This window comes from Pseudomonas sp. LABIM340, assembly GCF_040017195.2.
Classification (GTDB): domain Bacteria; phylum Pseudomonadota; class Gammaproteobacteria; order Pseudomonadales; family Pseudomonadaceae; genus Pseudomonas.
The window spans coordinates 4,678,190-4,698,756 of sequence record NZ_CM200227.1 but is presented as its reverse complement, the minus strand read 5'-3'; the positions used below and the strand labels follow the sequence as shown (position 1 = coordinate 4,698,756).

The following is a 20,567-nucleotide window of genomic DNA, read 5'->3' as shown; positions in this document are numbered from 1 at the left end:
GAGCACCGAATGAGCTTCGACGCCGATGACGAAATCCTCCAGGACTTCCTGGTGGAGGCCGGCGAGATTCTCGAGCTACTGTCCGAGCAACTGGTCGAGCTGGAAAGCCGCCCGGATGACATGGACCTGCTCAATGCAATCTTCCGTGGGTTCCATACCGTCAAAGGTGGTGCCGGCTTCCTCCAGCTGAATGCGCTGGTGGAGTGCTGCCACATCGCCGAAAACGTGTTCGACATGCTGCGCAAGGGCGAACGCCGCGTGGATGCCGAGCTGATGGACGTGATGCTGCAGGCGCTGGATACCGTCAACGTCATGTTCCAGCAGGTGCGTGACGCGGAGGAGCCGACGCCGGCCACTCCCGAGCTGCTGGCTGCGCTGTCGCGCCTGGCGGATCCGAACGCCGCTCCTGCCGAAGCTCCCGCTGCGGCTGTTGCCGAGCCTGTCGTGGAAGAGGCCCCGGCCGCTGCGGCCGCCTATGGCGACATCACCGACGCTGAGTTCGAACAACTGATGGATGCCCTCGAGCCCGCCGCCGAAGCGCCTGCCGCACCGGTTGGCAGCGGTGGCGACGACATCACCGACGACGAGTTCGAAGCACTGCTCGACCAGCTGCACGGCAAGGGCCAGTTCAGCGCTGCTGCCAAGGAGCCCGTCAGCGCGGCTCCGGCACCGGTTGCCGAGGCGCCCGCCGTCGGTGCTGGCGACGAGATCAGCGACGACGAGTTCGAAGCGCTGCTCGACCAGTTGCATGGCAAGGGTCAGTTCACCGGCGCTAAGGAAGAAGCCGCCGCTCCCGTCGAAACCGCTGCCCAGACCAAGCCCGAGGAAACTCCGGCTGCCGGTGGCGACGACAACATCACCGACGACGAATTCGAGAAGCTGCTCGACGAGCTGCATGGCAAGGGCCAGTTCACCGGCGCGAAGGAAGAAGCGTTCGCGGCTGCGCCCTCCAATGCACAACCCGCTGCACAGCCCAAAGCGGCTGCTGCGCCCGCACCCAAGCCCGCTCCGGCGCCGACCGCTGCCGCCAAGCCTGCGCCGGCCAAGCCCGCCGCTGCCGCCGCAGAAAAGCCGGCCAACGAAGCGGAAACCACCGTGCGCGTGGACACCGCCCGCCTGGACGAGATCATGAACATGGTCGGCGAACTGGTGCTGGTGCGTAACCGCCTGGTGCGTCTGGGCCTGAACAGCGGCGACGAGGCGATGGCCAAGGCCGTCTCCAACCTCGACGTGGTCACCGCCGACCTGCAGTCGTCGGTCATGAAGACCCGCATGCAGCCGATCAAGAAGGTCTTCGGCCGCTTCCCGCGCCAGGTCCGCGATCTGGCGCGCAACCTGAAGAAAGAGATCAACCTCGAGCTGATCGGCGAAGAGACCGACCTGGACAAGAACCTGGTCGAGGCCCTGGCCGACCCGCTGGTGCACCTGGTGCGCAACGCGGTGGATCACGGCATCGAAGGCCCCGACGAGCGCGAGGCCGCCGGCAAGTCGCGTTCGGGCAAGGTGGTGCTGTCCGCCGAGCAGGAAGGCGACCACATCCTGCTGTCGATCTCCGACGACGGCAAGGGCATGGACCCGGACGTTCTGCGCGCCAAGGCTGTGGAGAAGGGCCTGCTGGACAAGGACGCGGCCGATCGCCTCTCCGAGTCCGACTGCTACAACCTGATCTTCGCGCCGGGCTTCTCGACCAAGACCGAGATTTCCGACGTCTCCGGCCGCGGTGTCGGCATGGACGTGGTGAAGACCAAGATTTCCCAGCTCAATGGGATCATCAATATCTACTCGACCAAGGGCCAGGGCTCGAAGATCGTCATCAAGGTCCCGCTGACCCTGGCGATCATGCCGACCCTGATGGTGATGCTGGGCAACCAGGCCTTCGCCTTCCCGCTGGTCAACGTCAACGAGATCTTCCACCTCGACCTGTCGAACACCAACGTGGTCGATGGCCAGGAAGTGGTGATCGTCCGCGACAAGGCCCTGCCGTTGTTCTACCTCAAGCGCTGGCTGGTGCCGGGCGCGCAGTATGACGAGCCGGGCGAGGGCCACGTGGTGATCCTCTCCGTGGGCACCCAGCGCATCGGCTTCGTGGTCGACCAGCTGGTGGGCCAGGAAGAAGTAGTGATCAAGCCGCTGGGCAAGATGCTGCAGGGCACGCCGGGCATGGCGGGGGCGACTATTACCGGGGACGGGCGCATTGCGCTGATCCTCGACGTGCCGAGCATGCTCAAGCGCTACGCCCGTCGTATCTGACCGCCATGGGCGGGACGTGGGACGACCCCGCGCCCGCCCGTGTGATGGAAGAAGTTTTTTTCAGGAGTGTCTATGGCTGTCAAAGTCCTGGTGGTGGACGATTCGGGGTTCTTCCGCCGCCGCGTCTCGGAGATTCTTTCGGCTGACCCGCAGATCCAGGTGGTCGGCACGGCAACCAATGGCCGCGAGGCGATCGATCAGGCGCTGGCGCTCAAGCCCGACGTGATCACCATGGACTACGAGATGCCGCTGATGGACGGCATCACCGCCGTGCGGACCATCATGCAGCGCTGCCCGACGCCGGTCCTGATGTTCTCCTCGCTGACCCACGAGGGCGCGCGGGTGACCCTGGACGCGCTGGATGCCGGCGCCGTCGATTACCTGCCGAAGAATTTCGAGGACATCTCGCGCAACCCGGACAAGGTCCGCCAGTTGCTGTGCGAGAAGGTCCACACCATCGCCAAGAGCAACCGCCGCTTCGCCGCGTACTCCTCGTACTCGTCGAGCCCGGCCGCGCCGGCTTCGACGCCCGCAGCCGGCACTGCGCGCCCGGCCGCTCCCGCTTCGTCGGGCGCCAGCCACGCGCCGGCCGCTCCGGCTCCGGCGACTTCCGCCGCCCCAAAGCGTAAGCCCTACCGGCTGGTAGCCATCGGCACTTCGACCGGTGGGCCGGTGGCGCTGCAGCGGGTCCTGACCCAGCTGCCTGCCAATTTCCCCGCGCCGCTGGTGCTGATCCAGCACATGCCGGCGGCCTTCACCAAGGCCTTCGCCGAGCGCCTGGACAAGCTGTGCAAGATCACCGTCAAGGAAGCCGAGGATGGCGACATTCTGCGTCCCGGCGTGGCCCTGCTGGCTCCCGGCGGCAAGCAGATGATGGTCGACGCCCGTGGCGCGATCCGCATCCTGCCTGGTGACGAGCGCCTGAACTACAAGCCCTGCGTCGACGTGACCTTCGGTTCCGCGTCCAAGGCCTACGGCGACAAGGTCCTGGCGGTGGTCCTCACCGGCATGGGCGCTGACGGCCGCGAAGGCGCGCGCATGCTCAAGCAGGGCGGCGCCCAGGTGTGGGCACAGGATGAAGCCAGCTGCGTGATCTACGGCATGCCCATGGCGATCGCCAAGGCCGGCCTGGCCGACGCGGTGTACAGCCTGGACGACATCGGCCGGCACCTGACCGAGGCCTGCGGCTGATGGATGTCCTCAGCCTGGTCGGCCTGATCCTCGCGCTGGTTGCCATCATCGGTGGCAACTTCCTCGAGGGCGGGCACGTCGGTGCCCTGGCCAACGGCCCGGCGGCACTGATCGTGGTGGGCGGCACCCTGGCTGCCGCACTGCTGCAGACCCCGGTCGCGGTGCTCAAACGCGCCGTGACCATGCTGCGCTGGATGGTCCTGCCACCTAAGGTGGATCTGGTCGGCGGCATCAACCACGTGGTCGGCTGGAGCATGACGGCGCGCAAGGAAGGCCTGCTGGGCCTGGAAACCGTCGCCGATGCCGAGCGCGACCCCTACGCGCGCAAGGGCCTGCAACTGCTGGTGGACGGCACCGAGCCCGAGGCCATCCGCAGCATCCTCGAAGTCGACCTGTACAACCAGGAAAGCCGCGACCTGGCAGCCGCCAAGGTATTCGAAGCCATGGGCGGCTACTCGCCGACCATTGGCATCATCGGTGCGGTGATGGGCCTGATCCATGTGATGGGCAACCTCGCCGACCCCAGCCAGCTGGGCAACGGCATCGCCGTGGCCTTCGTCGCCACCATCTACGGTGTGGGCCTGGCCAACCTGCTGCTGTTGCCCATCGGCAACAAGCTGAAAAGCATCGTGCTGCGCCAGTCCTGCTACCGCGAAATGCTCATGGAGGGCCTGCTGTCCATCGCCGAGGGTGAGAACCCGCGCTCCATCGAGCTGAAGCTGCAAGGCTTCGTCGGCTGAGGGGGAGGGGATGCGCATGCCTCGCCGCAGACGTCATGAGGAACATGAGAATCACGAACGCTGGCTGGTGTCCTACGCGGACTTCATCACCCTGCTGTTCGCCTTCTTCGTGGTGATGTACTCGATCTCCTCGATCAACGAAGGCAAGTACAAGATCCTCTCGGAAACCCTGACCGGCGTGTTCAACCAGCCGGACCGCTCGATCCGCCCGATCCCTGTCGGCGAGGAGCGCCCGCGTACCCAGCAGCCGGACCAGTCGCTGAACGAGCCACAGGACGAGGGGCAGGCCCAGAGCAACCCCGATACCCTGCAGCAGATCAGCGATAGCGTGCGCCAGGCCTTCGGCGACCTGATTTCCACTGACCAGCTGTCGGTGCGCGGTAACGAGTTCTGGATCGAGATCACCCTCAATTCCAGCCTGCTGTTCCCCAGCGGTGATGCGATTCCCAATGACGCTGCCTTCGAGATCATCGAGAAGGTCGCCAGGATTCTGGCGCCTTACCGCAACCCGGTGCACGTCGAAGGCTTCACCGATAACGTTCCGATCCATAATTCGCAGTACCCGACCAACTGGGAACTGTCCTCGGCGCGCGCCGCCAGCATCGTCCGCATGCTCGCCCAGGACGGCCTCGACGCCGGTCGGCTGGCGGCGGTGGGCTATGGCGAATTCCAGCCAGTGGCGGACAATGCCACGGCGGATGGCCGCGCACGCAACCGCCGGGTGGTGCTGGTGATCTCCCGCAACCTGGAGGTGCGCCGCAGCATCAGCGGGGTGGGCAGTGGCAAGGCGCAGCCGGACCCGGCGTTGCGGCATGCTGGCACGCAATCTGCACCAGTGATTGCCAGCGAGGCGCCCGGCAGTGGCGCCGTCAATTCTTCGTCATCGGCAGGGGACTGAACGACATGATGACCCTGATCCGATCCTGTGCATGCGGGGAGCCAGCACTATGAAAGTCTGGGCGGTAGCCAACCAGAAAGGTGGCGTCGGCAAGACCACATCCTCGATCGCATTGGCAGGCCTGCTGGCGGACGCCGGCAAGCGCGTGCTGATCGTCGACCTGGACCCCCACGGCTCGATGACCAGCTACTTCGGCCATGACCCGGACACCCTGGAGCACAGTGTGTTCGACCTGTTCCTGCACCAGGGCAACGTGCCCGAGGGACTGCCGGAATCGCTGCTGCTGCCCACCAGCCACGAGAACATCCGCCTGCTGCCGTCGAGCACCGCGCTGGCCACCCTGGAGCGCCAGTCGCCGGGGCAGAACGGTCTCGGCCTGGTGATCGCCAAGAGCCTGGCGCAGCTGTGGAACGAGTTCGACTACGCGATCATCGACAGCCCGCCGCTGCTGGGCGTGCTGATGGTCAACGCCATGGCGGCCAGCCAGCACCTGGTGATCCCGGTGCAGACCGAGTTCCTCGCCCTCAAGGGCCTGGAGCGCATGGTCAACACGCTGAAGATGGTCAACCGCTCGCGCAAGCAGGCGCTGCCGTTCACCATCGTGCCGACCCTGTTCGACCGCCGTACCCAGGCATCGCTGGGCACCCTGCGGGTGCTGCGCGATACCTACCCGGAAACCCTCTGGCAGGCGTTCATCCCGGTGGATACCAAGCTGCGCGACGCCAGCCGCCTGGGCACGGTGCCGTCGCGCAACGACAGCAACAGCCGGGGTGTGATCGCCTACCGCGCATTGCTCAAGCATCTGCTGGCCCATGTGCCGGCGAGCCAGGTAGCCTGAAGATGGCAGGCCTGAACAAAAGAATCCGACGGATGCGCTCAAGAGCGGCGCGTCCGCTGCCGATAGGCTGGACAGTCACCTTGCGCGGTTATCCATCATGAGTCGTTCCGCTACCGCCACTCGCCCCCAGCTCGCGCTGCAGTCCTACCTGGACGCACTGCTGCAGGAGGCAACTTTCGAAGACTTCGATCCGGAGCCGGTGGCGCAGCCTGTCGCCGCGCCGGTTGCTCCGGCTCCGATCGCCCCGGTGGCGCTGGTGGTCAGCGAGCCGGTCGCGCCGCTGATCGCCGAGCCTCAGGTTGCGGTACAGCAGGCGCCGCAAGCCAGCGTCAGCCTCGATGAATTCGAAGCGGCCGTGCTCGAAGAGCAGGTCCGCGATGCACGCCTGAACGTCGCCGCTCGCGCACCGGTTGCCCCGGCTCCGCTGGCCGAACTGCGCCTGCCAGAGCCCGTAGCACCGGTCATCGAAGCGCCCGTTGCCGATGCTGCCGAGGCCGACGAGCCGCCGGCGCAACTGGGCCAGGTCATCGACCTGCACCAGCCCGGCAGCGCCGAGATGCCCGCCGCGCCGCTCAAGCTGCTCGACGACGGTCGCCCGGTCTGGGCCGCCGAGCCCTTCGAGTGTCTGCTGTTCGACGTCGCCGGATTGACCCTGGCCGTGCCGCTGGTTTGCCTGGGCTCCATCTATCCACTGGCGGGGCACGACCTGACCCCGCTGTTCGGCCAGCCCGACTGGTTCCTCGGCATCCTGCCGGGCCAGAACGGCAACCTGAAGGTACTCGACACCGCGCGCTGGGTGATGCCCGAGCGTTACCGCGACGACTACCGCGAGGGGCTGCAGTACGTGATTTCCGTGCAGGGCTACGAGTGGGGGCTGGCCGTGCATCAGGTCAGCCGCTCGGTGCGCCTGGACCCGTCCGAGGTGAAGTGGCGCAGCCAGCGCCAGCAACGCCCGTGGCTGGCCGGCACGGTGATCGACCAGATGTGCGCGCTGCTCGATGTCTCGGCCCTGGCCGAACTGATCGCCAGCGGCGCCGCCAAGCGTCTGCAGCCCTGAGGCTGTGCGCAAGCGGATTTGAAAGACAACCTCCACGCCGCAGGCGGCGTGGAACCAGAAGAGGCGAGGGGATATGAAGAAAACGTCAGCGCAAGGTGCCGAAGATCCGATTCTGCAGTGGGTCACCTTCCGCCTGGACAACGAGACCTACGGCATCAACGTGATGCAGGTCCAGGAAGTGCTGCGCTACACCGAGATCGCGCCGGTCCCGGGTGCCCCGAGCTACGTGCTGGGCATCATCAACCTGCGCGGCAACGTGGTCACCGTGATCGATACCCGCCAGCGCTTCGGCCTGGATCCGGCGCCGGTCTCGGACAACACCCGCATTGTCATCATCGAAGCCGACAAGCAGGTAGTGGGCATCCTGGTCGACAGCGTCGCCGAGGTCGTCTACCTGCGCCAGTCCGAGATCGAGACCGCGCCGAACGTCGGTAACGAGGAATCGGCCAAGTTCATCCAGGGCGTCTGCAACAAGAACGGCGAGCTGCTGATCCTGGTCGAGCTGGACAAGATGATGACCGAGGAAGAGTGGTCGGAGCTGGAGAGCATCTGAGGTGCTGATCGCTCTGGTAGTGCTCGGTATCGCCTGCGCTGGCCTGGCGCTGGCCTGCGTCTGGCTGTCCGGCCGGCAGCGTGCCCAGGAAGCCCAGGCGGTGCAGCTGGCCAAGCAACTGGCGGTGTTCGAGCAGCGCCTGAAGGAACAGGGCAAGCGCATCGAGTCGTACCAGCAGATCAATATCCGCATGGGCGAGGAGCTGCGCGAGCTGAACAAGCAGGTCGCGCCGCTGCCCGAGCGCCTGGTGCGCATCGAGCAGCGTGATCCCACCAGCCTCTCCTTCAGTCAGGCGGCACGTCTGGTCGGCATGGGCGCCAGCCCCGAAGACCTGACCCAGAGCTGCGGCCTGTCCCAGGCCGAAGCCGAACTGGTCGCCCGCCTGCATCAGGGCAAGGCGCGGGACTGAAGCCCGCGCCATCGCCTTTTTCGTGCCCTTGCCGCCTGTCGGGATTTCTCGCTTGTAGGAGTTTCACTACAGGCAATTAGGACTCGTCTGATAAGAATCGCGGCAATTCGTCGCTAAATTGGCCTCGTCAAAATTTTTCCGAGGCCATCGATATGGCGACCGTTTCCCGTCGGGCCATGGTGCTGTGCTCGCACCCCGGCCGGCTGCTGAACTACAGCGTGCTGCTCAATCGCCTGGAGTTCTATCACCTGAGCCTGTGCCTGAACCTGGACGAAGTGCGCAAGGCGCTTGGTACTCGGCAGCGTTACAGCCTGTTCATCCATGACGACTTCCGCCCCGGCCCCAGCGAGCTGATGAGCCTGAAGGCGCTGAGCCAGAGCAACACCTTCCGCCAGTTCCTGCTGGTGGGGAGCTACAGTGCGGAGGAACGACGCGGCCTGATGCAGTGGGCCTGGGCCAACCGAGTGCCGCTGCTGGATGTGCTGGACAAGCCGATTTCCCTGGCGCAGCTGCGCGAGGTGACCAGCAGCATGGTGCTCTACCACAGCGAAGACGAGCAGCCGATCCGCAAGTCGGTGGGCGAGTTCAGTGACTTTGCCCCGGCCGGCGATCTTCCTCCGGCCCGCAGCGGCTGCGAGTGCCGCGGCTGAGCAGGCTTACCGGCGCCGGGAGTCGGGCCCTTCCAGCAACAGCGGCAGCGCGTCCGGCGGCGCCCCTGGCTTGTCGTTCAGCGGGCTTTTGCCCTTGAGGTACCAGGCGAAGGCGATGATCTCGGCGATGGTGCGGTAGAGCGCCTCGGGAATCGCGTCGCCCAGCTCCAGGCGCGCCAGCAGGCGCACCAGCTCGCCGTTCTCGTAGATCGGCACCTCGTGGTGGCGGGCGATGGCGAGGATGGTTTCCGCCAGTTCATCGTCGCCCTTGGCCGTGAGCGTCGGTGCGCTCTGCCCGTCATAGTTGAGGGCGATGGCCTGGCGCGGCGCTTTCCTCGGCTTCTTCATGCGGTCTCGTCCACCCAGCGTTGTTCCACCGCCGTGCGCGCGCCCTGGGGCGGCTTGCCCTGGCGGCAGCTCAGCTCGCCCACGCTGAGACCGGCGTCGTTCAGGCGCTGGCGCAGGGTGCCCAGTTCGCCGTCGATCAGGCTGGCGGTGGCGGCACGTTCGGCCCACAGCTGGGTGCCGATGCTGCCGTGGGCCAGGGTGGCCTGGACCTGCAGTGGGCCGAGGCTGTCCAGGTCGAAGGCCAGATCGACGCGCCAGAGCATTTCCCGCGGCTGCTGCTCACGCTCGCTCGCCGGACTGTCCTTTTCTTCCTGCTGGATACGTACCTGGATCGGCACCATCTGCTGTTGATGGCGCAGGGGAATCTCCAGCTGCCAGGTGTTCAGTACCGTACCGTCGGGCAGTACATCGCTCTGCGCCAGGCTGCCCAGCTGGTGGGTCTGCAGGCGGGAGACCGCGGCGGCGGCCAGCTTGAGCAGCGACTCGAGGTCACCTTCTTCTTCCAGTTCATTGGCCAGCCGGCTGGGGAGCGGGAAGCTGACCGGTGGCGGCGTGCGCCCGCTGGTCTGGCCGATCACACCCAGTGCATTGCGTACGAAGGCCGGCATGGCCTGTGCCAGATTGTTGGCACCGGCCAGGGCACTGCCCGGCAGGTTGCCCAGCACCGCGGCCGCCGTACCGCCCTGGACGGTTGGCAGTATCTGGGCAATCAGCCGCAGCAGGTTGGCCTTGAGGTCCTGGGGCAAACCCTCTACGCCGCGCAGCAACTGCCCTTCGAGGAACGCGCCGCTTTGCTGGAAGGCCTGGGCGACGCCCTTGGCATCACTGAGCTGGCGGATGTCTGGCAGTGCGCCGAGCAGCTTGTCCACCGACTGGCGCAGCTCCGGGCTCAGGTTCGGGTTGCTGCCGCTACCCTGCAGCGCTTTGAACAGATTATCCAGCGGGCCCTGGCGGTTCTGCTGGGCGCCGAGCTGCAGGCTCAGGTCGAGCTGGTCCATGCGGGCGTTCATCGGCAGGAACTGCAGGGCCTGCTGGTCCTGCACGCGGGCGCTGAGCAGGCTGTTGAGGGGGAGCGGGTTGGGCGATTCGATGCTCAGCTGGCGCCCGGCCAGCGGCGTATTGAGCAACGTCACCAGCACCTTGTAGACCACCTGTTCGGCCTTGCCGAGGGCGATCAGCTGGCTGGCATCCACCTTGCCCTGGATCAGGGTGCCTACGGGCAGCACGTCGAGGTCGAGGCTACCCAGTGGCGCCTGGCTGGCGCCACTCATGCCGAGGGGGCCAAGCGAGCCGAGGCTCGGTTGCGTCAGCAGGGTGGCGGCGAGGCTGGTCTGGTTCAGCGTCGACAGCTGCAGGGTACTGCCCTTGGGCAGCGCCTGCGGGCTTTCCGCCACCACCAGGGCCTGCTGGCCGCTGGCCATGGTCAGGCGCAGCAGCAGCTGGAAATTCACCTGCCCGTCGCGCACCGCCAGTACTTCCGCGTGGGCCTTGTCTCCCGGCGGCAGCAGGTCGCCGAGGCTCTGCGCGAGCTTGAGCGTCAGCTCGGCCGCGCTCTGCGTGCTGCGCAGCGACGGGGTAGGCGGTAGCGGACGGGAAGCGCCAATTTCACTCGGCATCGGGGACCTGCAGGCGGCGTGACGGGGTTGCGCCCAGTGTATCGGCGGCGATTGCGCGCACTTTAGACCGTCCGGCGGCAGGAGGGCAGGGCGGTGGTTGCGCATGGACGTAGCTCAAGGTGCGCTGATTTGACGTTACACCCTGTCGAAAAACCTGACGTCGGGCGTAGGAACGGCTGTGTATAATGCGCCGCCCGAGGCCGTGCTTGGCGGCCCGCGCGGTATGGCCGCGTTTTTGCACCACTGACTGTTTTCTGCCCGACGGTTGCCGATGCCCTTGACCCATCCCCTCCTCGAAACCGTGGCGCTCGCCTGCGAGCGGGACTGGCGCATGCTGTTCGAGCGTCTCGATCTGCGACTGGGCGCGGGCGAAATGCTACAGATCGTCGGCCCCAACGGCAGCGGCAAGACCAGCCTGCTGCGCCTGCTCAGCGGGCTGATGCAGCCGACTGCCGGCGATGTGCTGCTCAATGGCAAGCCGCTGACCGAGCAGCGCCATGAACTGGCCCGTCAGCTGCTGTGGATCGGCCACGCGGCCGGCATCAAGGGCCTGCTCACCGCCGAAGAAAACCTCGCCTGGCTCTGCGCCCTGCACCAGCCGGCCAACCGCGATGCCATCTGGCAGGCGCTGGAAGCCGTCGGCCTGCGCGGCTTCGAGGACGTTCCCTGCCATACCCTGTCCGCCGGCCAGCAGCGCCGCGTGGCCCTGGCGCGCCTGTACCTGGACGCGCCGCCGCTATGGATCCTCGACGAACCCTTCACCGCCCTGGACAAGCAGGGCGTGGCGCAGCTGGAAGAACACCTGGCCGGCCATTGCGAACGCGGTGGATTAGTTGTGCTGACCACCCATCACACCCTGGAGCGCATGCCGCAAGGCTACCGCGCCCTCGACCTGGGCCTGCACGCACGGGAGATGGCGGCGCGATGAGCAATGTCTTCACCCTGCTGCTCGCCCGCGAAGCGCGCCTGCTGTTCCGCCGTCCGGCGGAGCTGGCTAATCCTTTGGTGTTCTTCGCCATCGTCATAGCGCTGTTCCCGCTGGCGGTCGGCCCCGAGTCGGAAATGCTCAAGAACCTCTCGCCGGGGCTGGTCTGGGTCGCGGCATTGCTGGCGGTGCTGCTGTCGCTGGACGGCCTGTTCCGCAGCGATTTCGAGGATGGTTCCTTGGAGCAGTGGGTCCTTTCGCCGCACCCCCTGCCACTACTGGTCCTGGCCAAAGTGCTGGCACACTGGCTGGTTTCAGGGCTGGCCCTGGTGCTGCTGTCGCCGCTGTTCGCCCTGATGCTGGGCCTGCCGGCGCGCTGTCTGCCGGACCTGCTGCTGTCGCTGCTGCTGGGGACACCGATCCTGAGCCTGCTGGGCGCCGTGGGCGCGGCGCTCACCGTCGGTCTCAAGCGCGGCGGCCTGCTGCTGGCCCTGCTGATTCTGCCGCTTTACATTCCGGTGCTGATCCTGGGCAGCGGAGCGCTGCAGGCGTCGCTGCAGGGGCTGCCCACCGCCGGGCACCTGCTGTGGCTGGCCAGCCTGACGGCGTTAGCATTGACGCTGACGCCCTTTGCCATCGCCGCCGGGCTGAAGATCAGCGTCGGCGAGTGAACGAACGATCGCCGGGCTGGGAAGCGGCACCGGCGGCAGACTAGAGCTTTGAATTACAGAGCCTGATGATGAACTGGACTTGGTTTCACAAGCTTGGCTCGCCCAAGTGGTTCTACGAGATCAGCGGACGCTGGATGCCGTGGTTCGCGGTCGCCGCGATCCTGCTGATGGTTGCCGGCACCGTCTGGGGCCTGGCCTTCGCGCCGCCTGACTACCAGCAGGGCAACAGCTTCCGGATCATCTACATCCACGTGCCGGCGGCGTTCCTCGCCCAGTCCTGCTACGTGATGCTGGCGGTGGCCGGCGCGGTCGGGCTGATCTGGAAGATGAAGATCGCCGACGTCGCCGTGCAGTGTGCCGCGCCCATCGGTGCCTGGATGACCTTCGTCGCGCTGGTCACCGGTGCCATCTGGGGCAAGCCGACCTGGGGCGCCTGGTGGGTCTGGGACGCACGCCTGACCTCGATGCTGATCCTGCTGTTCCTCTATTTCGGCATCATCGCCCTCGGCCAGGCCATCACCAACCGCGACAGCGCGGCCAAGGCCTGCGCGGTGCTGGCCATCGTCGGCGTGGTGAACATCCCGATCATCAAATACTCGGTGGACTGGTGGAACACCCTGCACCAGCCGGCCACCTTCACCCTGACTGAAAAGCCGCCGATGCCGCCGGAGATGTGGATCCCGCTGCTGATGATGGTCGCCGGTTTCTACTGCTTCTTCGCCGTAGTGCTGATGATGCGCATGCGCCTGGAAGTGCTCAAGCGCGAAGCCCGCGCGAGCTGGGTCAAGGCCGAGGTGGAGCGCGCGCTATGAGTTTCGAGTCCTTCTCCGATTTCCTCGCCATGGGTCACCATGGCCCTTACGTGTGGTCCGCCTACGCCATCTGCCTGGTGGTTCTGGCGATCAACGTCGTCTCGCCGATCGTGGCGCGCCGGCGTTACCTGCAAGAAGAGGCGCGTCGTCTGCGCCGGGAGGCCAGCAAGTGAATCCGGTCCGCAAGAAGCGTCTGTACATCGTCCTCGCCATCGTCGCCGGCGTTGGCGTCGCCGTCAGCCTGGCGCTGTCGGCCCTGCAGGAAAACATCAACCTGTTCTACACCCCGACCCAGATCGCCAACGGCGAAGCCCCGCACGACACGCGCATCCGCGCCGGAGGCATGGTCGAGAAGGGCTCGCTCAAGCGTTCGGCGGACTCGCTGGACGTGGAATTCGTGGTCACCGACTTCGCCAAGGAAGTCACGGTGAAATACCGCGGCATCCTTCCGGACCTGTTCCGCGAAGGGCAGGGCATCGTCGCCCTGGGCAAGATCAACGAAGCCGGCGTGCTGACCGCCGATGAAGTGCTGGCCAAGCACGACGAGAAATACATGCCGCCGGAAGTCACCAAGGCGCTCAAGGACAGCGGCAAGCTGGAGCACTACGAAGCCAGCCAGAGCGGCAATGCCGCGCCGCAACAGGGGAGCAACTGACATGGTTCCCGAACTCGGCCACCTCTCGCTGATCCTCGCGCTGTGCATGGCGCTGGTGATGTCGTTCTTCCCGCTGGTCGGCGCCTGGCGTGGCGATCGCCAGTGGATGAGCCTGGCGCGCCCGGCAGCCTGGGGGCAGTTCGCCTTCCTGCTGTTCTCCTTCGGCTGCCTGACCTGGGCCTTCCTCCACGATGACTTCTCGGTGGCCTACGTCGCCAGCAACTCCAACAGTGCGCTGCCCTGGTTCTACAAGTTCAGCGCCGTGTGGGGCGCCCACGAAGGCTCGCTGCTGCTCTGGGCGCTGATCCTCGGCGGCTGGACCTTCGCCGTGTCGGTGTTCTCCCGCCAGCTGCCGGAAGTGATGCTGGCCCGCGTGCTGGCCGTGATGGGCATGATCAGCACCGGCTTCCTGCTGTTCCTGATCATCACCTCCAACCCCTTCAGCCGCCTGCTGCCGCAGGTGCCGGCGGACGGCAACGACCTCAACCCGCTGCTGCAGGACCCGGGCCTGATCTTCCACCCGCCGATGCTCTACATGGGCTACGTGGGCTTCTCGGTGGCCTTCGCCTTCGCGATCGCCGCACTGCTCGGCGGCCGTCTCGACGCCGCCTGGGCGCGCTGGTCGCGTCCGTGGACCCTGGTGGCCTGGACCTTCCTCGGCGTCGGTATCGTGCTCGGCTCCTGGTGGGCCTACTACGAACTGGGCTGGGGCGGCTGGTGGTTCTGGGACCCGGTGGAAAACGCTTCCTTCATGCCCTGGCTGGTGGGCACCGCGCTGATCCACTCGCTGGCGGTGACCGAGAAGCGCGGCGTGTTCAAGAGCTGGACCGTGCTGCTGGCCATCGCGGCCTTCTCGCTGAGCCTGCTGGGCACCTTCCTGGTCCGCTCCGGCGTACTGACCTCGGTGCACGCCTTCGCCTCGGACCCCGAGCGCGGCGTGTTCATCCTCGCCTTCCTGCTGGTGGTGGTCGGTGGTTCACTGACGCTGTTCGCCCTGCGCGCGCCGGTGGTCAAGAGCCAGGTCGGCTTCGCCCTCTGGTCCCGCGAAACCCTGCTGCTGCTGAACAACCTGATCCTGGTGGTCACCGCCTCGATGATCCTGCTGGGCACCCTCTACCCGCTGGTGCTCGACGCCATCAGCGGCGCCAAGCTGTCGGTCGGCCCGCCGTACTTCAACGCGCTGTTCGTGCCGCTGATTGCCATCCTCATGCTGGCCCTGGCGGTCGGCGTGCTGGTGCGCTGGAAGGACACCCCGACCCGCTGGCTGCGCAACATGCTCACCCCGGTGCTGATCGGCACCGTGGTGCTGGGCGGTCTCGGCAGTTTCCTGTACGGCGAGCTGCACTGGGAAGTGCTGGCGGTGTTCATGCTGGCCGCCTGGGTCGTACTGGCCGGTGTGCGTGACTTCTTCGACAAGGTCCGCCACAAGGGTGTGATCGCCGGTGCCGCGGGCCTCAACCGCAGCTACTGGGGCATGCAGCTGGCGCACTTCGGTATCGCCATCTGCGCCATCGGTGTGGTCCTCACCAGCCAGTTCAGCGCCCAGCGCGACCTGCGCATGGCGCCGGGCGAGTCGGTGGAGCTGGCCGGTTACCAGTTCCGCTTCGAGGGTACTCATCACTTCGAAGGGCCGAACTTCACCTCCGACAAGGGCACCATCCGCGTGACCCGCAAGGGCTCTGAAGTAGCCGTGCTGCACCCGGAGAAGCGCCTGTACAGCGTGCAGAACTCGATGATGACCGAGGCCGGCATCCACGGCAGCCTGACCCGCGACCTCTACGTCGCCCTGGGTGAGCCGCTGGACAACGGCGCCTGGGCCGTGCGTGTGCACATCAAGCCCTTCGTGCGCTTCATCTGGCTCGGCGGCCTGCTGATGGCCCTGGGCGGCGTGCTGGCGGCGCTGGACCGTCGCTACCGGGTGAAAGTGAAAACGCGTGTACGCGAGGCCCTCGGCCTCGCCGGACAGGGAGCCTGAGTGTGAAGCGTGCGATCCTGCTGTTGCCCCTGGCGATCTTCCTGGTCGTCGCGGTATTCCTCTTCCGTGGCCTGTGGCTGGACCCCAGCGAGCTGCCCTCGGCGCTGATCGGCAAGCCGTTCCCGGCGTTCTCCCTGCCCAGCGTCACCGAGCCGGGCAAGACCTACACCGAGGCCGACCTCAAGGGCAAGCCGGCGCTGGTCAACGTCTGGGGCACCTGGTGCCCGACCTGCCGCTTCGAGCACCCGGTGCTCACCGATCTGGCCGCCAAGGGCGTGGTGATCTACGGCATCAACTACAAGGACGATGGCGCTGCGGCGCAGAAGTGGCTCAAGGAGCTGCACAACCCCTACCTGATGAACATCGCCGATGCGCAGGGCACCCTGGGCCTCGACCTGGGCGTCTACGGCGCGCCGGAGACCTACATCATCGACAAGGACGGCATCATCCGCCACAAGCTGGTCGGCGCCGTCGACGAGAAGGTCTGGCGTGAACAGCTGGCGCCGATCTACCAGGGCCTGGTCGACGAAGCGGAGGGCAAATGAAGCGTCTGCTTGCCGCCGCCGCGCTCGGGCTTTGCCTGACCGGCATCGCCCACGCCGCCATCGACACCTACGAGTTCGCCAATGACGCCGAGCGCGCGCGCTTCCGCGAACTGACCACCGAGCTGCGCTGCCCCAAGTGCCAGAACCAGGACATCGCCGACTCCAACGCGCCGATCGCCGCCGACCTGCGCAAGCAGATCTACACCCAGATGGCGGCCGGCAAGAGCAACCAGCAGATCGTCGACTACATGGTCGACCGCTACGGCGAGTTCGTGCGCTACAAGCCCGAAGTCAGCGAGCGCACCTGGCTGCTCTGGTTCGGCCCCGCCGCGTTGCTGGGCCTGGGCGTGATCGTCATCGGCGCCATCGTCGCGCGCCGTCATCGCCCGGCCGCTGCCACTTCCACCACGCTGTCCGCCGAGGAGCAGGCGCGTCTCGACCAATTGCTGGATAACCAAGACAAATGATCGATTTCTGGCTCGCCGCCGGCCTGCTGTTGCTGGTGGCCCTGGCATTCCTCCTCGTCCCTCTGCTGCGCGGCCGCAAGGCCCAGGCCGAGGAAGACCGCACCGCCCTCAACGTCGCCCTGTACCAGGAGCGTCTGGCCGAGCTGGCTTCCCAGCGTGACGCCGGCACCCTCGACGCCGCGCAGTTCGAAGCCGGCCGCGCCGAAGCGGCCCGCGAGCTGCTCTCCGACACCGAAGGCGCCGGCGATGATCGCCGCTCCCGTCTAGGCCGCGCAGCGCCGCTGGTGGTGGCGCTGGTCCTGCCGTTCCTCGCCCTGGGTCTCTACCTGCACTGGGGCGCCAGTGACAAGGTCGAGCTGGCCCGCGAGTTCGCCACCGCGCCCAAGTCCATGGAAGAGATGACCTCGCGCCTGGAGCGCTCGCTGAAGGCTCAGCCGGACTCCGCCGAAGGCTGGTACTTCCTCGGCCGCGCCTACATGACCCAGAACCGCGCCGCCGACGCCGCCAAGGCCTTCGAGCAGGCCGCGCGCCTCTCCGGCCGCCAGCCGGAAGTGCTCGGCCAATGGGCGCAGGCGCTGTACTTCGCCGGGGACAAGGCGCTCAGCCCGCAGGTCCGTGACCTCGCCGATGAAGCGCTGAAGAAGGACCCGCAGGAAGTCACCACCCTCGGCCTGCTCGGCATCGCCGCGTTCGAGGACGAGAAGTACGCTGACGCCATCGACTACTGGGGCCGCCTGGTCACCGTGCTGCCGCAGGACGATCCGTCCCGCGACGCCATCGCCGGCGGTATCGAGCGCGCTCGCCAGCGGATGGTCGAGAAGGGCCAGACTCCGCCCGAAGCCCCGGTTGCTGCCGACACCGCTGGCGTGACCCTGAAGGTGAAGGTCGACCTGACCGACGCAGTGAAGGGCCAGGTCAAGCCGGACGACAGCGTGTTCGTCTTCGCCCGTGCGGTGAGCGGCCCGCCGATGCCGCTGGCGGTGAAGCGCCTGAAGGTCTCCGACCTGCCCAGCGAGGTTTCGCTGAGCGACGCCGACGCGATGATGCCGCAGCTCAAGCTCTCCCAGCATCCGCAGGTGCAGCTGGTCGCGCGCATCTCCCGCGCCGGCAATGCCACTGCCGGGGAATGGATCGGACGAAGTGCTTCGTTGTCTACTTCCCAGGCGGGCGAGCAGAGCGTGACAATCGACAGCCCGGATCAGAAGTAATCACGACAAGAGAGGGTTGAGCGATGAAGGGCAGATTGCTGGCGCTGGGCGCCATGCTGGTACTGGGTGGTTGCGTGGTGCAACCGCAGCAGCCGGAGCAGCCGCCTTCGCAGATTCCGCCGCCCTCGCAGCCGAGCAAGCCGATCCCGCCGGCCAAGACTTCCAGCTCGCCGATCACCCCGCAGCCCAGCGCTGCACCGGCCGCCAAGCGCCCGACCCAGTTCGCCCCGCCGCCCGGCGGCAAGGGCCGCTGGGACGCCAGCCTCGGCGTCTATGTGATCCAGGGCCAGAAGGACCTCTACTACCGCCAGCGCACCTACTACCACTGGGACAGCGGTTGGTACTGGGGCGTCGGCCCGCAAGGCCCCTGGACCGAAACCGACAGCAGCGGCGTCCCGCCGGGGCTGACTCGCAAGTACGCGCAGTAGCGCAAGGACTGATCCGAACGAATACCTCCCTGTAGGAGCGGGCCATGCCCGCGATCGCGCGCATGGCGCGTTCCTGCAGTTCGGCTCCGTCGCGTTCATGGGCGTAGGAGCGGATAGCAGCAAGTTCGGGCTCTCAATCGAACGTCCCCATCTCCGTCCCCAGCTCTATCACCTCCACCCGGTTGCGGCCGCTCGCCTTGGCCTTGTACAGCGCCTTGTCTGCCGCCGCGTAGAGCCCCTCGTAGGTGCCCGGCACGCCGGCCTCCAGGCAGGCGATGCCGAAACTCGCGGTGAGGTAGAGCAGGCCGTCCTTCATCGGCAGCGGGGTTTCCTCCAGCAGCCGGCGAACCTTCTCGGCGATCACCCGTGCCTGAGGTTGTGAGGTGTCAGGCAACAGCAGCAGGAATTCCTCGCCGCCCAGGCGCGCCACGCTGTCGCCGGTGCGGGTGTAGTTCCTCAGCAGGCTGGCGGTGTGGCGGATGACCTCGTCGCCCAGTGGGTGGCCGTAGCGGTCGTTGATGAACTTGAAATGATCCAGGTCCACCATGAGCAGGCTGATCGGCGCCGGCTGGCGAGCGGCGCGCGATAGCTCCATGCCCACCAGCTGGTCGAACTGGCGGCGGTTGAACAGCCCGGTCAGGGGATCGTGGCCGGCGAGGTATTCCAGCTGGCGGTTCTTTTCCTCCAGCTCCAGCCGTTGCTGGCGGAGGAACTCGCGCTGGCGCAGGTTACGCACGTGGCCGTGCCAGAGGATGAACGACAACACCAGGCCGATGCCGCAGATGGTCAGCCCGCCCATCTGGTTCGACAGGCGCAGCTGTGGGCTGGCCTGGGTCAGCGTCATGGTCAGCTCGAAGGTGGCCAGCGCGAGGATATAGAGCGTGACGGCCAGGCTCGGGCGCAACAGGATGATCAGCGAGGTGGCCACCGAGGCCATGAGGAAGGGGGTAATGCTGCTGGTGACCTGCTGGTCGGCACCGGTGATGGCGATGCCGAACCCCAGCAGCAGGATGCTGCCCAGTACGGTCAGGGTCTGCATGTACCACAGAGGTGCGTGGCGTCGGGGCGGGGAGGCCAGCCAGGCGAGCAGGCCGAGCAGGCTGAAGAGCACGGCGACCACGGCGTGGACGCGGATGATATCCAGCCTCCAGCCGTCGTATTCGGGGCTGGAACCCTGCAGGTTGAGACGGAAGACCAGGATATGGACCAGGTCGAAGGGCACCGCCAGCAGGGCGGAGAAGTAGAGGCGCCGCAGGTTTTCCCGGGCGATCGGCAGCGCCAGCGCGTCGTTGACGGCAATGGCGTGGTGCAGACGCTGAAGCAACGTCCTGGACACGGGCTCTGGCCTCCTGCGCAAGTGCCGGCCAGTAGCAGGATAGACGCAGCGCCGCTTCGCTGCGGCGCGGATTGAAATCGACGTGACTTGGCGCGACACCGCGGCAGTCACAGCCCGCTACGCTGAAATTTCCGAGTGCGGCAACAAATTGGCCTGGAACATTGTCGGATAAGCCCTCGGCGGGCATAGTCCGCAACCCGGTTTACCCAAGGACGCTGTCATGAATCCCCCGGAACGCTTTGATGAATCCAGGCGCCTTGTCATGAATAGAGTGCAACGACTGTCGGCGCAACAGGGCCTGGATGCCGAGCGCGCGCTGCTCGATGCCACCTTCGCTGGTGAGCGCGACAGCGGCCTGTTGTTCTGGAGCCCGCTGGAGCAGTCCCTGGTGATGCCGCGCCGGCTGAGCCGCCTGGAAGGCTTTGCTGCCGCCGAGGTCGCCTGCGCCGGGCTGGGCTGGCCGATCGCCCTGCGCGATACCGGCGGCGAGCCGGTACCGCAGTCCGCCGGTGTGCTCAACGTCGCGCTGGTCTATGCGATCCCGCCGGGCGACAACGAGCAGACGCGTATCGAAACCGCCTACCTGCGCCTGTGCCAGCCGCTGTGCGACTGGCTGGCGGCCCTCGGCCTCAATCCGGGCCTGGGAGAAGTGGAAGGCGCTTTCTGCGATGGCCGCTACAACGTCAACCTGGGCGGCCGCAAGCTGGTGGGCACCGCCCAGCGCTGGCGCCGCCGGCCCAGCGACGGGCGCTACGTGGTGTTGGCCCACGGTGCCATCCTGATGGAAAACCAGCGCGAGCCGATGGTCGCCGCAGTGAACGCCTTCTACGAGCACTGCGGGCTCGAAGCCCGTGTGCGCGCCAGCAGCCATGTCGCGCTGGACGAGCGCTACGAACAGCCCTGGGACCAGGTGGATGCCCTGGCCGGGCAGTTCCAGCGGCATCTGCTGGCCGAGGGCGTGGCGCTGGATGTGTGAGATGAACGACATGGGTGGA

Annotated in this window: 23 protein-coding genes; 20 read left to right on the top strand and 3 right to left on the bottom strand. The window is 66.7% G+C overall.

Translation table 11 applies throughout. The features are described 5' to 3' along the window. The first annotated feature begins 9 nt into the window (after positions 1 to 9). The 9 genes from ABKS89_RS21455 to ABKS89_RS21415 all read left to right on the top strand — a co-directional run bounded on the left by ABKS89_RS21455 (position 10) and on the right by ABKS89_RS21415 (position 8,586). Positions 10 to 2,250 carry a chemotaxis protein CheA gene (locus ABKS89_RS21455; protein ID WP_348587004.1) on the top strand — a complete coding sequence of 747 codons (2,241 nt, stop codon included), beginning with the start codon at positions 10 to 12 and terminating at the stop codon, positions 2,248 to 2,250. Positions 2,251 to 2,322: 72 nt separating this feature from the next. Then, complete coding sequence (locus ABKS89_RS21450) at positions 2,323 to 3,441, top strand: protein-glutamate methylesterase/protein-glutamine glutaminase (RefSeq protein WP_348587002.1); 1,119 nt, start codon at positions 2,323 to 2,325, stop codon at positions 3,439 to 3,441. Then, complete coding sequence (locus ABKS89_RS21445; RefSeq protein ID WP_138215067.1) at positions 3,441 to 4,181, top strand: flagellar motor protein; 741 nt, start codon at positions 3,441 to 3,443, stop codon at positions 4,179 to 4,181. Before ABKS89_RS21450 ends, ABKS89_RS21445 begins: the two co-directional genes overlap by 1 nt. Before the next feature lie 16 nt (positions 4,182 to 4,197). Beyond that, positions 4,198 to 5,079: a flagellar motor protein MotD gene (motD, locus tag ABKS89_RS21440; protein ID WP_348587001.1), complete on the top strand. Its 882-nt coding sequence runs from the start codon at positions 4,198 to 4,200 to the stop codon at positions 5,077 to 5,079. Positions 5,080 to 5,128: 49 nt separating this feature from the next. Then, positions 5,129 to 5,917, top strand: coding sequence for a ParA family protein (locus tag ABKS89_RS21435; protein ID WP_138215065.1), 789 nt, complete (start codon positions 5,129 to 5,131; stop codon positions 5,915 to 5,917). Between the two features lie 97 nt (positions 5,918 to 6,014). Further along, positions 6,015 to 6,974, top strand: coding sequence for a CheW domain-containing protein (locus ABKS89_RS21430; RefSeq protein WP_348586999.1), 960 nt, complete (start codon positions 6,015 to 6,017; stop codon positions 6,972 to 6,974). Positions 6,975 to 7,047: 73 nt separating this feature from the next. Then, complete coding sequence (locus tag ABKS89_RS21425; protein ID WP_015476565.1) at positions 7,048 to 7,527, top strand: chemotaxis protein CheW; 480 nt, start codon at positions 7,048 to 7,050, stop codon at positions 7,525 to 7,527. 1 nt (position 7,528) lies between these two features. Then, positions 7,529 to 7,936, top strand: coding sequence for a DUF2802 domain-containing protein (locus tag ABKS89_RS21420; RefSeq protein ID WP_138520550.1), 408 nt, complete (start codon positions 7,529 to 7,531; stop codon positions 7,934 to 7,936). 152 nt (positions 7,937 to 8,088) lie between these two features. Next, positions 8,089 to 8,586, top strand: coding sequence for a hypothetical protein (locus ABKS89_RS21415; RefSeq protein WP_242015380.1), 498 nt, complete (start codon positions 8,089 to 8,091; stop codon positions 8,584 to 8,586). Positions 8,587 to 8,592: 6 nt separating this feature from the next. Here ABKS89_RS21415 and ABKS89_RS21410 read toward each other — a convergent pair whose 3' ends face one another. Then, complete coding sequence (locus ABKS89_RS21410) at positions 8,593 to 8,934, bottom strand: EscU/YscU/HrcU family type III secretion system export apparatus switch protein (protein WP_348586997.1); 342 nt, start codon at positions 8,932 to 8,934, stop codon at positions 8,593 to 8,595. Next, entirely contained in the window at positions 8,931 to 10,550 is a 1,620-nt protein-coding gene (gene fliK / locus ABKS89_RS21405; RefSeq protein WP_138215061.1) for a flagellar hook-length control protein FliK, read from the bottom strand. Before fliK ends, ABKS89_RS21410 begins: the two co-directional genes overlap by 4 nt. Before the next feature lie 271 nt (positions 10,551 to 10,821). On the opposite strand from fliK, the gene ccmA reads away from it, so the two are divergent. The 10 genes from ccmA to ABKS89_RS21355 all read left to right on the top strand — a co-directional run bounded on the left by ccmA (position 10,822) and on the right by ABKS89_RS21355 (position 18,236). Beyond that, positions 10,822 to 11,478 (top strand): cytochrome c biogenesis heme-transporting ATPase CcmA, encoded by a 657-nt coding sequence (gene ccmA, locus ABKS89_RS21400; RefSeq protein WP_348586996.1) that lies wholly within the window; start codon positions 10,822 to 10,824, stop codon positions 11,476 to 11,478. Next, the gene (gene ccmB, locus ABKS89_RS21395; protein ID WP_017520311.1) at positions 11,475 to 12,146 is read left to right on the top strand and encodes a heme exporter protein CcmB; all 672 of its coding nucleotides are present in this window, start codon (positions 11,475 to 11,477) and stop codon (positions 12,144 to 12,146) included. Before ccmA ends, ccmB begins: the two co-directional genes overlap by 4 nt. Positions 12,147 to 12,211: 65 nt before the next feature. Beyond that, the gene (locus ABKS89_RS21390; RefSeq protein ID WP_088416741.1) at positions 12,212 to 12,958 is read left to right on the top strand and encodes a heme ABC transporter permease; all 747 of its coding nucleotides are present in this window, start codon (positions 12,212 to 12,214) and stop codon (positions 12,956 to 12,958) included. Beyond that, the gene (gene ccmD, locus ABKS89_RS21385) at positions 12,955 to 13,131 is read left to right on the top strand and encodes a heme exporter protein CcmD (protein ID WP_081519307.1); all 177 of its coding nucleotides are present in this window, start codon (positions 12,955 to 12,957) and stop codon (positions 13,129 to 13,131) included. The genes ABKS89_RS21390 and ccmD overlap by 4 nt, the downstream gene beginning before the upstream one ends. Further along, positions 13,128 to 13,613, top strand: a complete 486-nt coding sequence (ccmE, locus tag ABKS89_RS21380) for a cytochrome c maturation protein CcmE (RefSeq protein ID WP_045212029.1) — start codon at positions 13,128 to 13,130, stop codon at positions 13,611 to 13,613. The genes ccmD and ccmE overlap by 4 nt, the downstream gene beginning before the upstream one ends. 1 nt (position 13,614) lies before the next feature. Beyond that, positions 13,615 to 15,588: a heme lyase CcmF/NrfE family subunit gene (locus tag ABKS89_RS21375; protein ID WP_348586994.1), complete on the top strand. Its 1,974-nt coding sequence runs from the start codon at positions 13,615 to 13,617 to the stop codon at positions 15,586 to 15,588. Between the two features lie 2 nt (positions 15,589 to 15,590). Further along, positions 15,591 to 16,133: a thiol:disulfide interchange protein DsbE gene (gene dsbE / locus ABKS89_RS21370; protein WP_015476576.1), complete on the top strand. Its 543-nt coding sequence runs from the start codon at positions 15,591 to 15,593 to the stop codon at positions 16,131 to 16,133. Beyond that, positions 16,130 to 16,600 (top strand): cytochrome c-type biogenesis protein, encoded by a 471-nt coding sequence (locus tag ABKS89_RS21365; protein ID WP_348586992.1) that lies wholly within the window; start codon positions 16,130 to 16,132, stop codon positions 16,598 to 16,600. Before dsbE ends, ABKS89_RS21365 begins: the two co-directional genes overlap by 4 nt. Further along, positions 16,597 to 17,808 (top strand): c-type cytochrome biogenesis protein CcmI, encoded by a 1,212-nt coding sequence (gene ccmI / locus ABKS89_RS21360; protein WP_348586991.1) that lies wholly within the window; start codon positions 16,597 to 16,599, stop codon positions 17,806 to 17,808. The genes ABKS89_RS21365 and ccmI overlap by 4 nt, the downstream gene beginning before the upstream one ends. Before the next feature lie 23 nt (positions 17,809 to 17,831). Next, positions 17,832 to 18,236, top strand: a complete 405-nt coding sequence (locus ABKS89_RS21355; protein ID WP_081519312.1) for a hypothetical protein — start codon at positions 17,832 to 17,834, stop codon at positions 18,234 to 18,236. Between the two features lie 133 nt (positions 18,237 to 18,369). Here the strand turns inward: ABKS89_RS21355 and ABKS89_RS21350 are convergent, their stop codons facing one another. Next, positions 18,370 to 19,572, bottom strand: coding sequence for a GGDEF domain-containing protein (locus ABKS89_RS21350; RefSeq protein ID WP_348586989.1), 1,203 nt, complete (start codon positions 19,570 to 19,572; stop codon positions 18,370 to 18,372). Positions 19,573 to 19,834: 262 nt separating this feature from the next. Between ABKS89_RS21350 and ABKS89_RS21345 the strand changes: the two genes are divergently transcribed. Next, a complete protein-coding gene (locus ABKS89_RS21345) occupies positions 19,835 to 20,548 on the top strand; it encodes a lipoate--protein ligase family protein (RefSeq protein ID WP_348586988.1) in 714 nt (237 codons plus the stop codon). Positions 20,549 to 20,567 lie beyond the last annotated feature (19 nt).

Coding starts and splice junctions, on each gene's coding strand:
- ABKS89_RS21455 (WP_348587004.1), top strand. CDS start 10: ATGAGCTTCGACGCCGATGACGAAATCCTCCAGGACTTCCTGGTGGAG.
- ABKS89_RS21450 (WP_348587002.1), top strand. CDS start 2,323: ATGGCTGTCAAAGTCCTGGTGGTGGACGATTCGGGGTTCTTCCGCCGC.
- ABKS89_RS21445 (WP_138215067.1), top strand. CDS start 3,441: ATGGATGTCCTCAGCCTGGTCGGCCTGATCCTCGCGCTGGTTGCCATC.
- motD (WP_348587001.1), top strand. CDS start 4,198: ATGCCTCGCCGCAGACGTCATGAGGAACATGAGAATCACGAACGCTGG.
- ABKS89_RS21435 (WP_138215065.1), top strand. CDS start 5,129: ATGAAAGTCTGGGCGGTAGCCAACCAGAAAGGTGGCGTCGGCAAGACC.
- ABKS89_RS21430 (WP_348586999.1), top strand. CDS start 6,015: ATGAGTCGTTCCGCTACCGCCACTCGCCCCCAGCTCGCGCTGCAGTCC.
- ABKS89_RS21425 (WP_015476565.1), top strand. CDS start 7,048: ATGAAGAAAACGTCAGCGCAAGGTGCCGAAGATCCGATTCTGCAGTGG.
- ABKS89_RS21415 (WP_242015380.1), top strand. CDS start 8,089: ATGGCGACCGTTTCCCGTCGGGCCATGGTGCTGTGCTCGCACCCCGGC.
- ABKS89_RS21410 (WP_348586997.1), bottom strand. CDS start 8,934: ATGAAGAAGCCGAGGAAAGCGCCGCGCCAGGCCATCGCCCTCAACTAT.
- fliK (WP_138215061.1), bottom strand. CDS start 10,550: ATGCCGAGTGAAATTGGCGCTTCCCGTCCGCTACCGCCTACCCCGTCG.
- ccmA (WP_348586996.1), top strand. CDS start 10,822: ATGCCCTTGACCCATCCCCTCCTCGAAACCGTGGCGCTCGCCTGCGAG.
- ccmB (WP_017520311.1), top strand. CDS start 11,475: ATGAGCAATGTCTTCACCCTGCTGCTCGCCCGCGAAGCGCGCCTGCTG.
- ABKS89_RS21390 (WP_088416741.1), top strand. CDS start 12,212: ATGATGAACTGGACTTGGTTTCACAAGCTTGGCTCGCCCAAGTGGTTC.
- ccmD (WP_081519307.1), top strand. CDS start 12,955: ATGAGTTTCGAGTCCTTCTCCGATTTCCTCGCCATGGGTCACCATGGC.
- ABKS89_RS21375 (WP_348586994.1), top strand. CDS start 13,615: ATGGTTCCCGAACTCGGCCACCTCTCGCTGATCCTCGCGCTGTGCATG.
- ABKS89_RS21365 (WP_348586992.1), top strand. CDS start 16,130: ATGAAGCGTCTGCTTGCCGCCGCCGCGCTCGGGCTTTGCCTGACCGGC.
- ccmI (WP_348586991.1), top strand. CDS start 16,597: ATGATCGATTTCTGGCTCGCCGCCGGCCTGCTGTTGCTGGTGGCCCTG.
- ABKS89_RS21355 (WP_081519312.1), top strand. CDS start 17,832: ATGAAGGGCAGATTGCTGGCGCTGGGCGCCATGCTGGTACTGGGTGGT.
- ABKS89_RS21345 (WP_348586988.1), top strand. CDS start 19,835: ATGAATAGAGTGCAACGACTGTCGGCGCAACAGGGCCTGGATGCCGAG.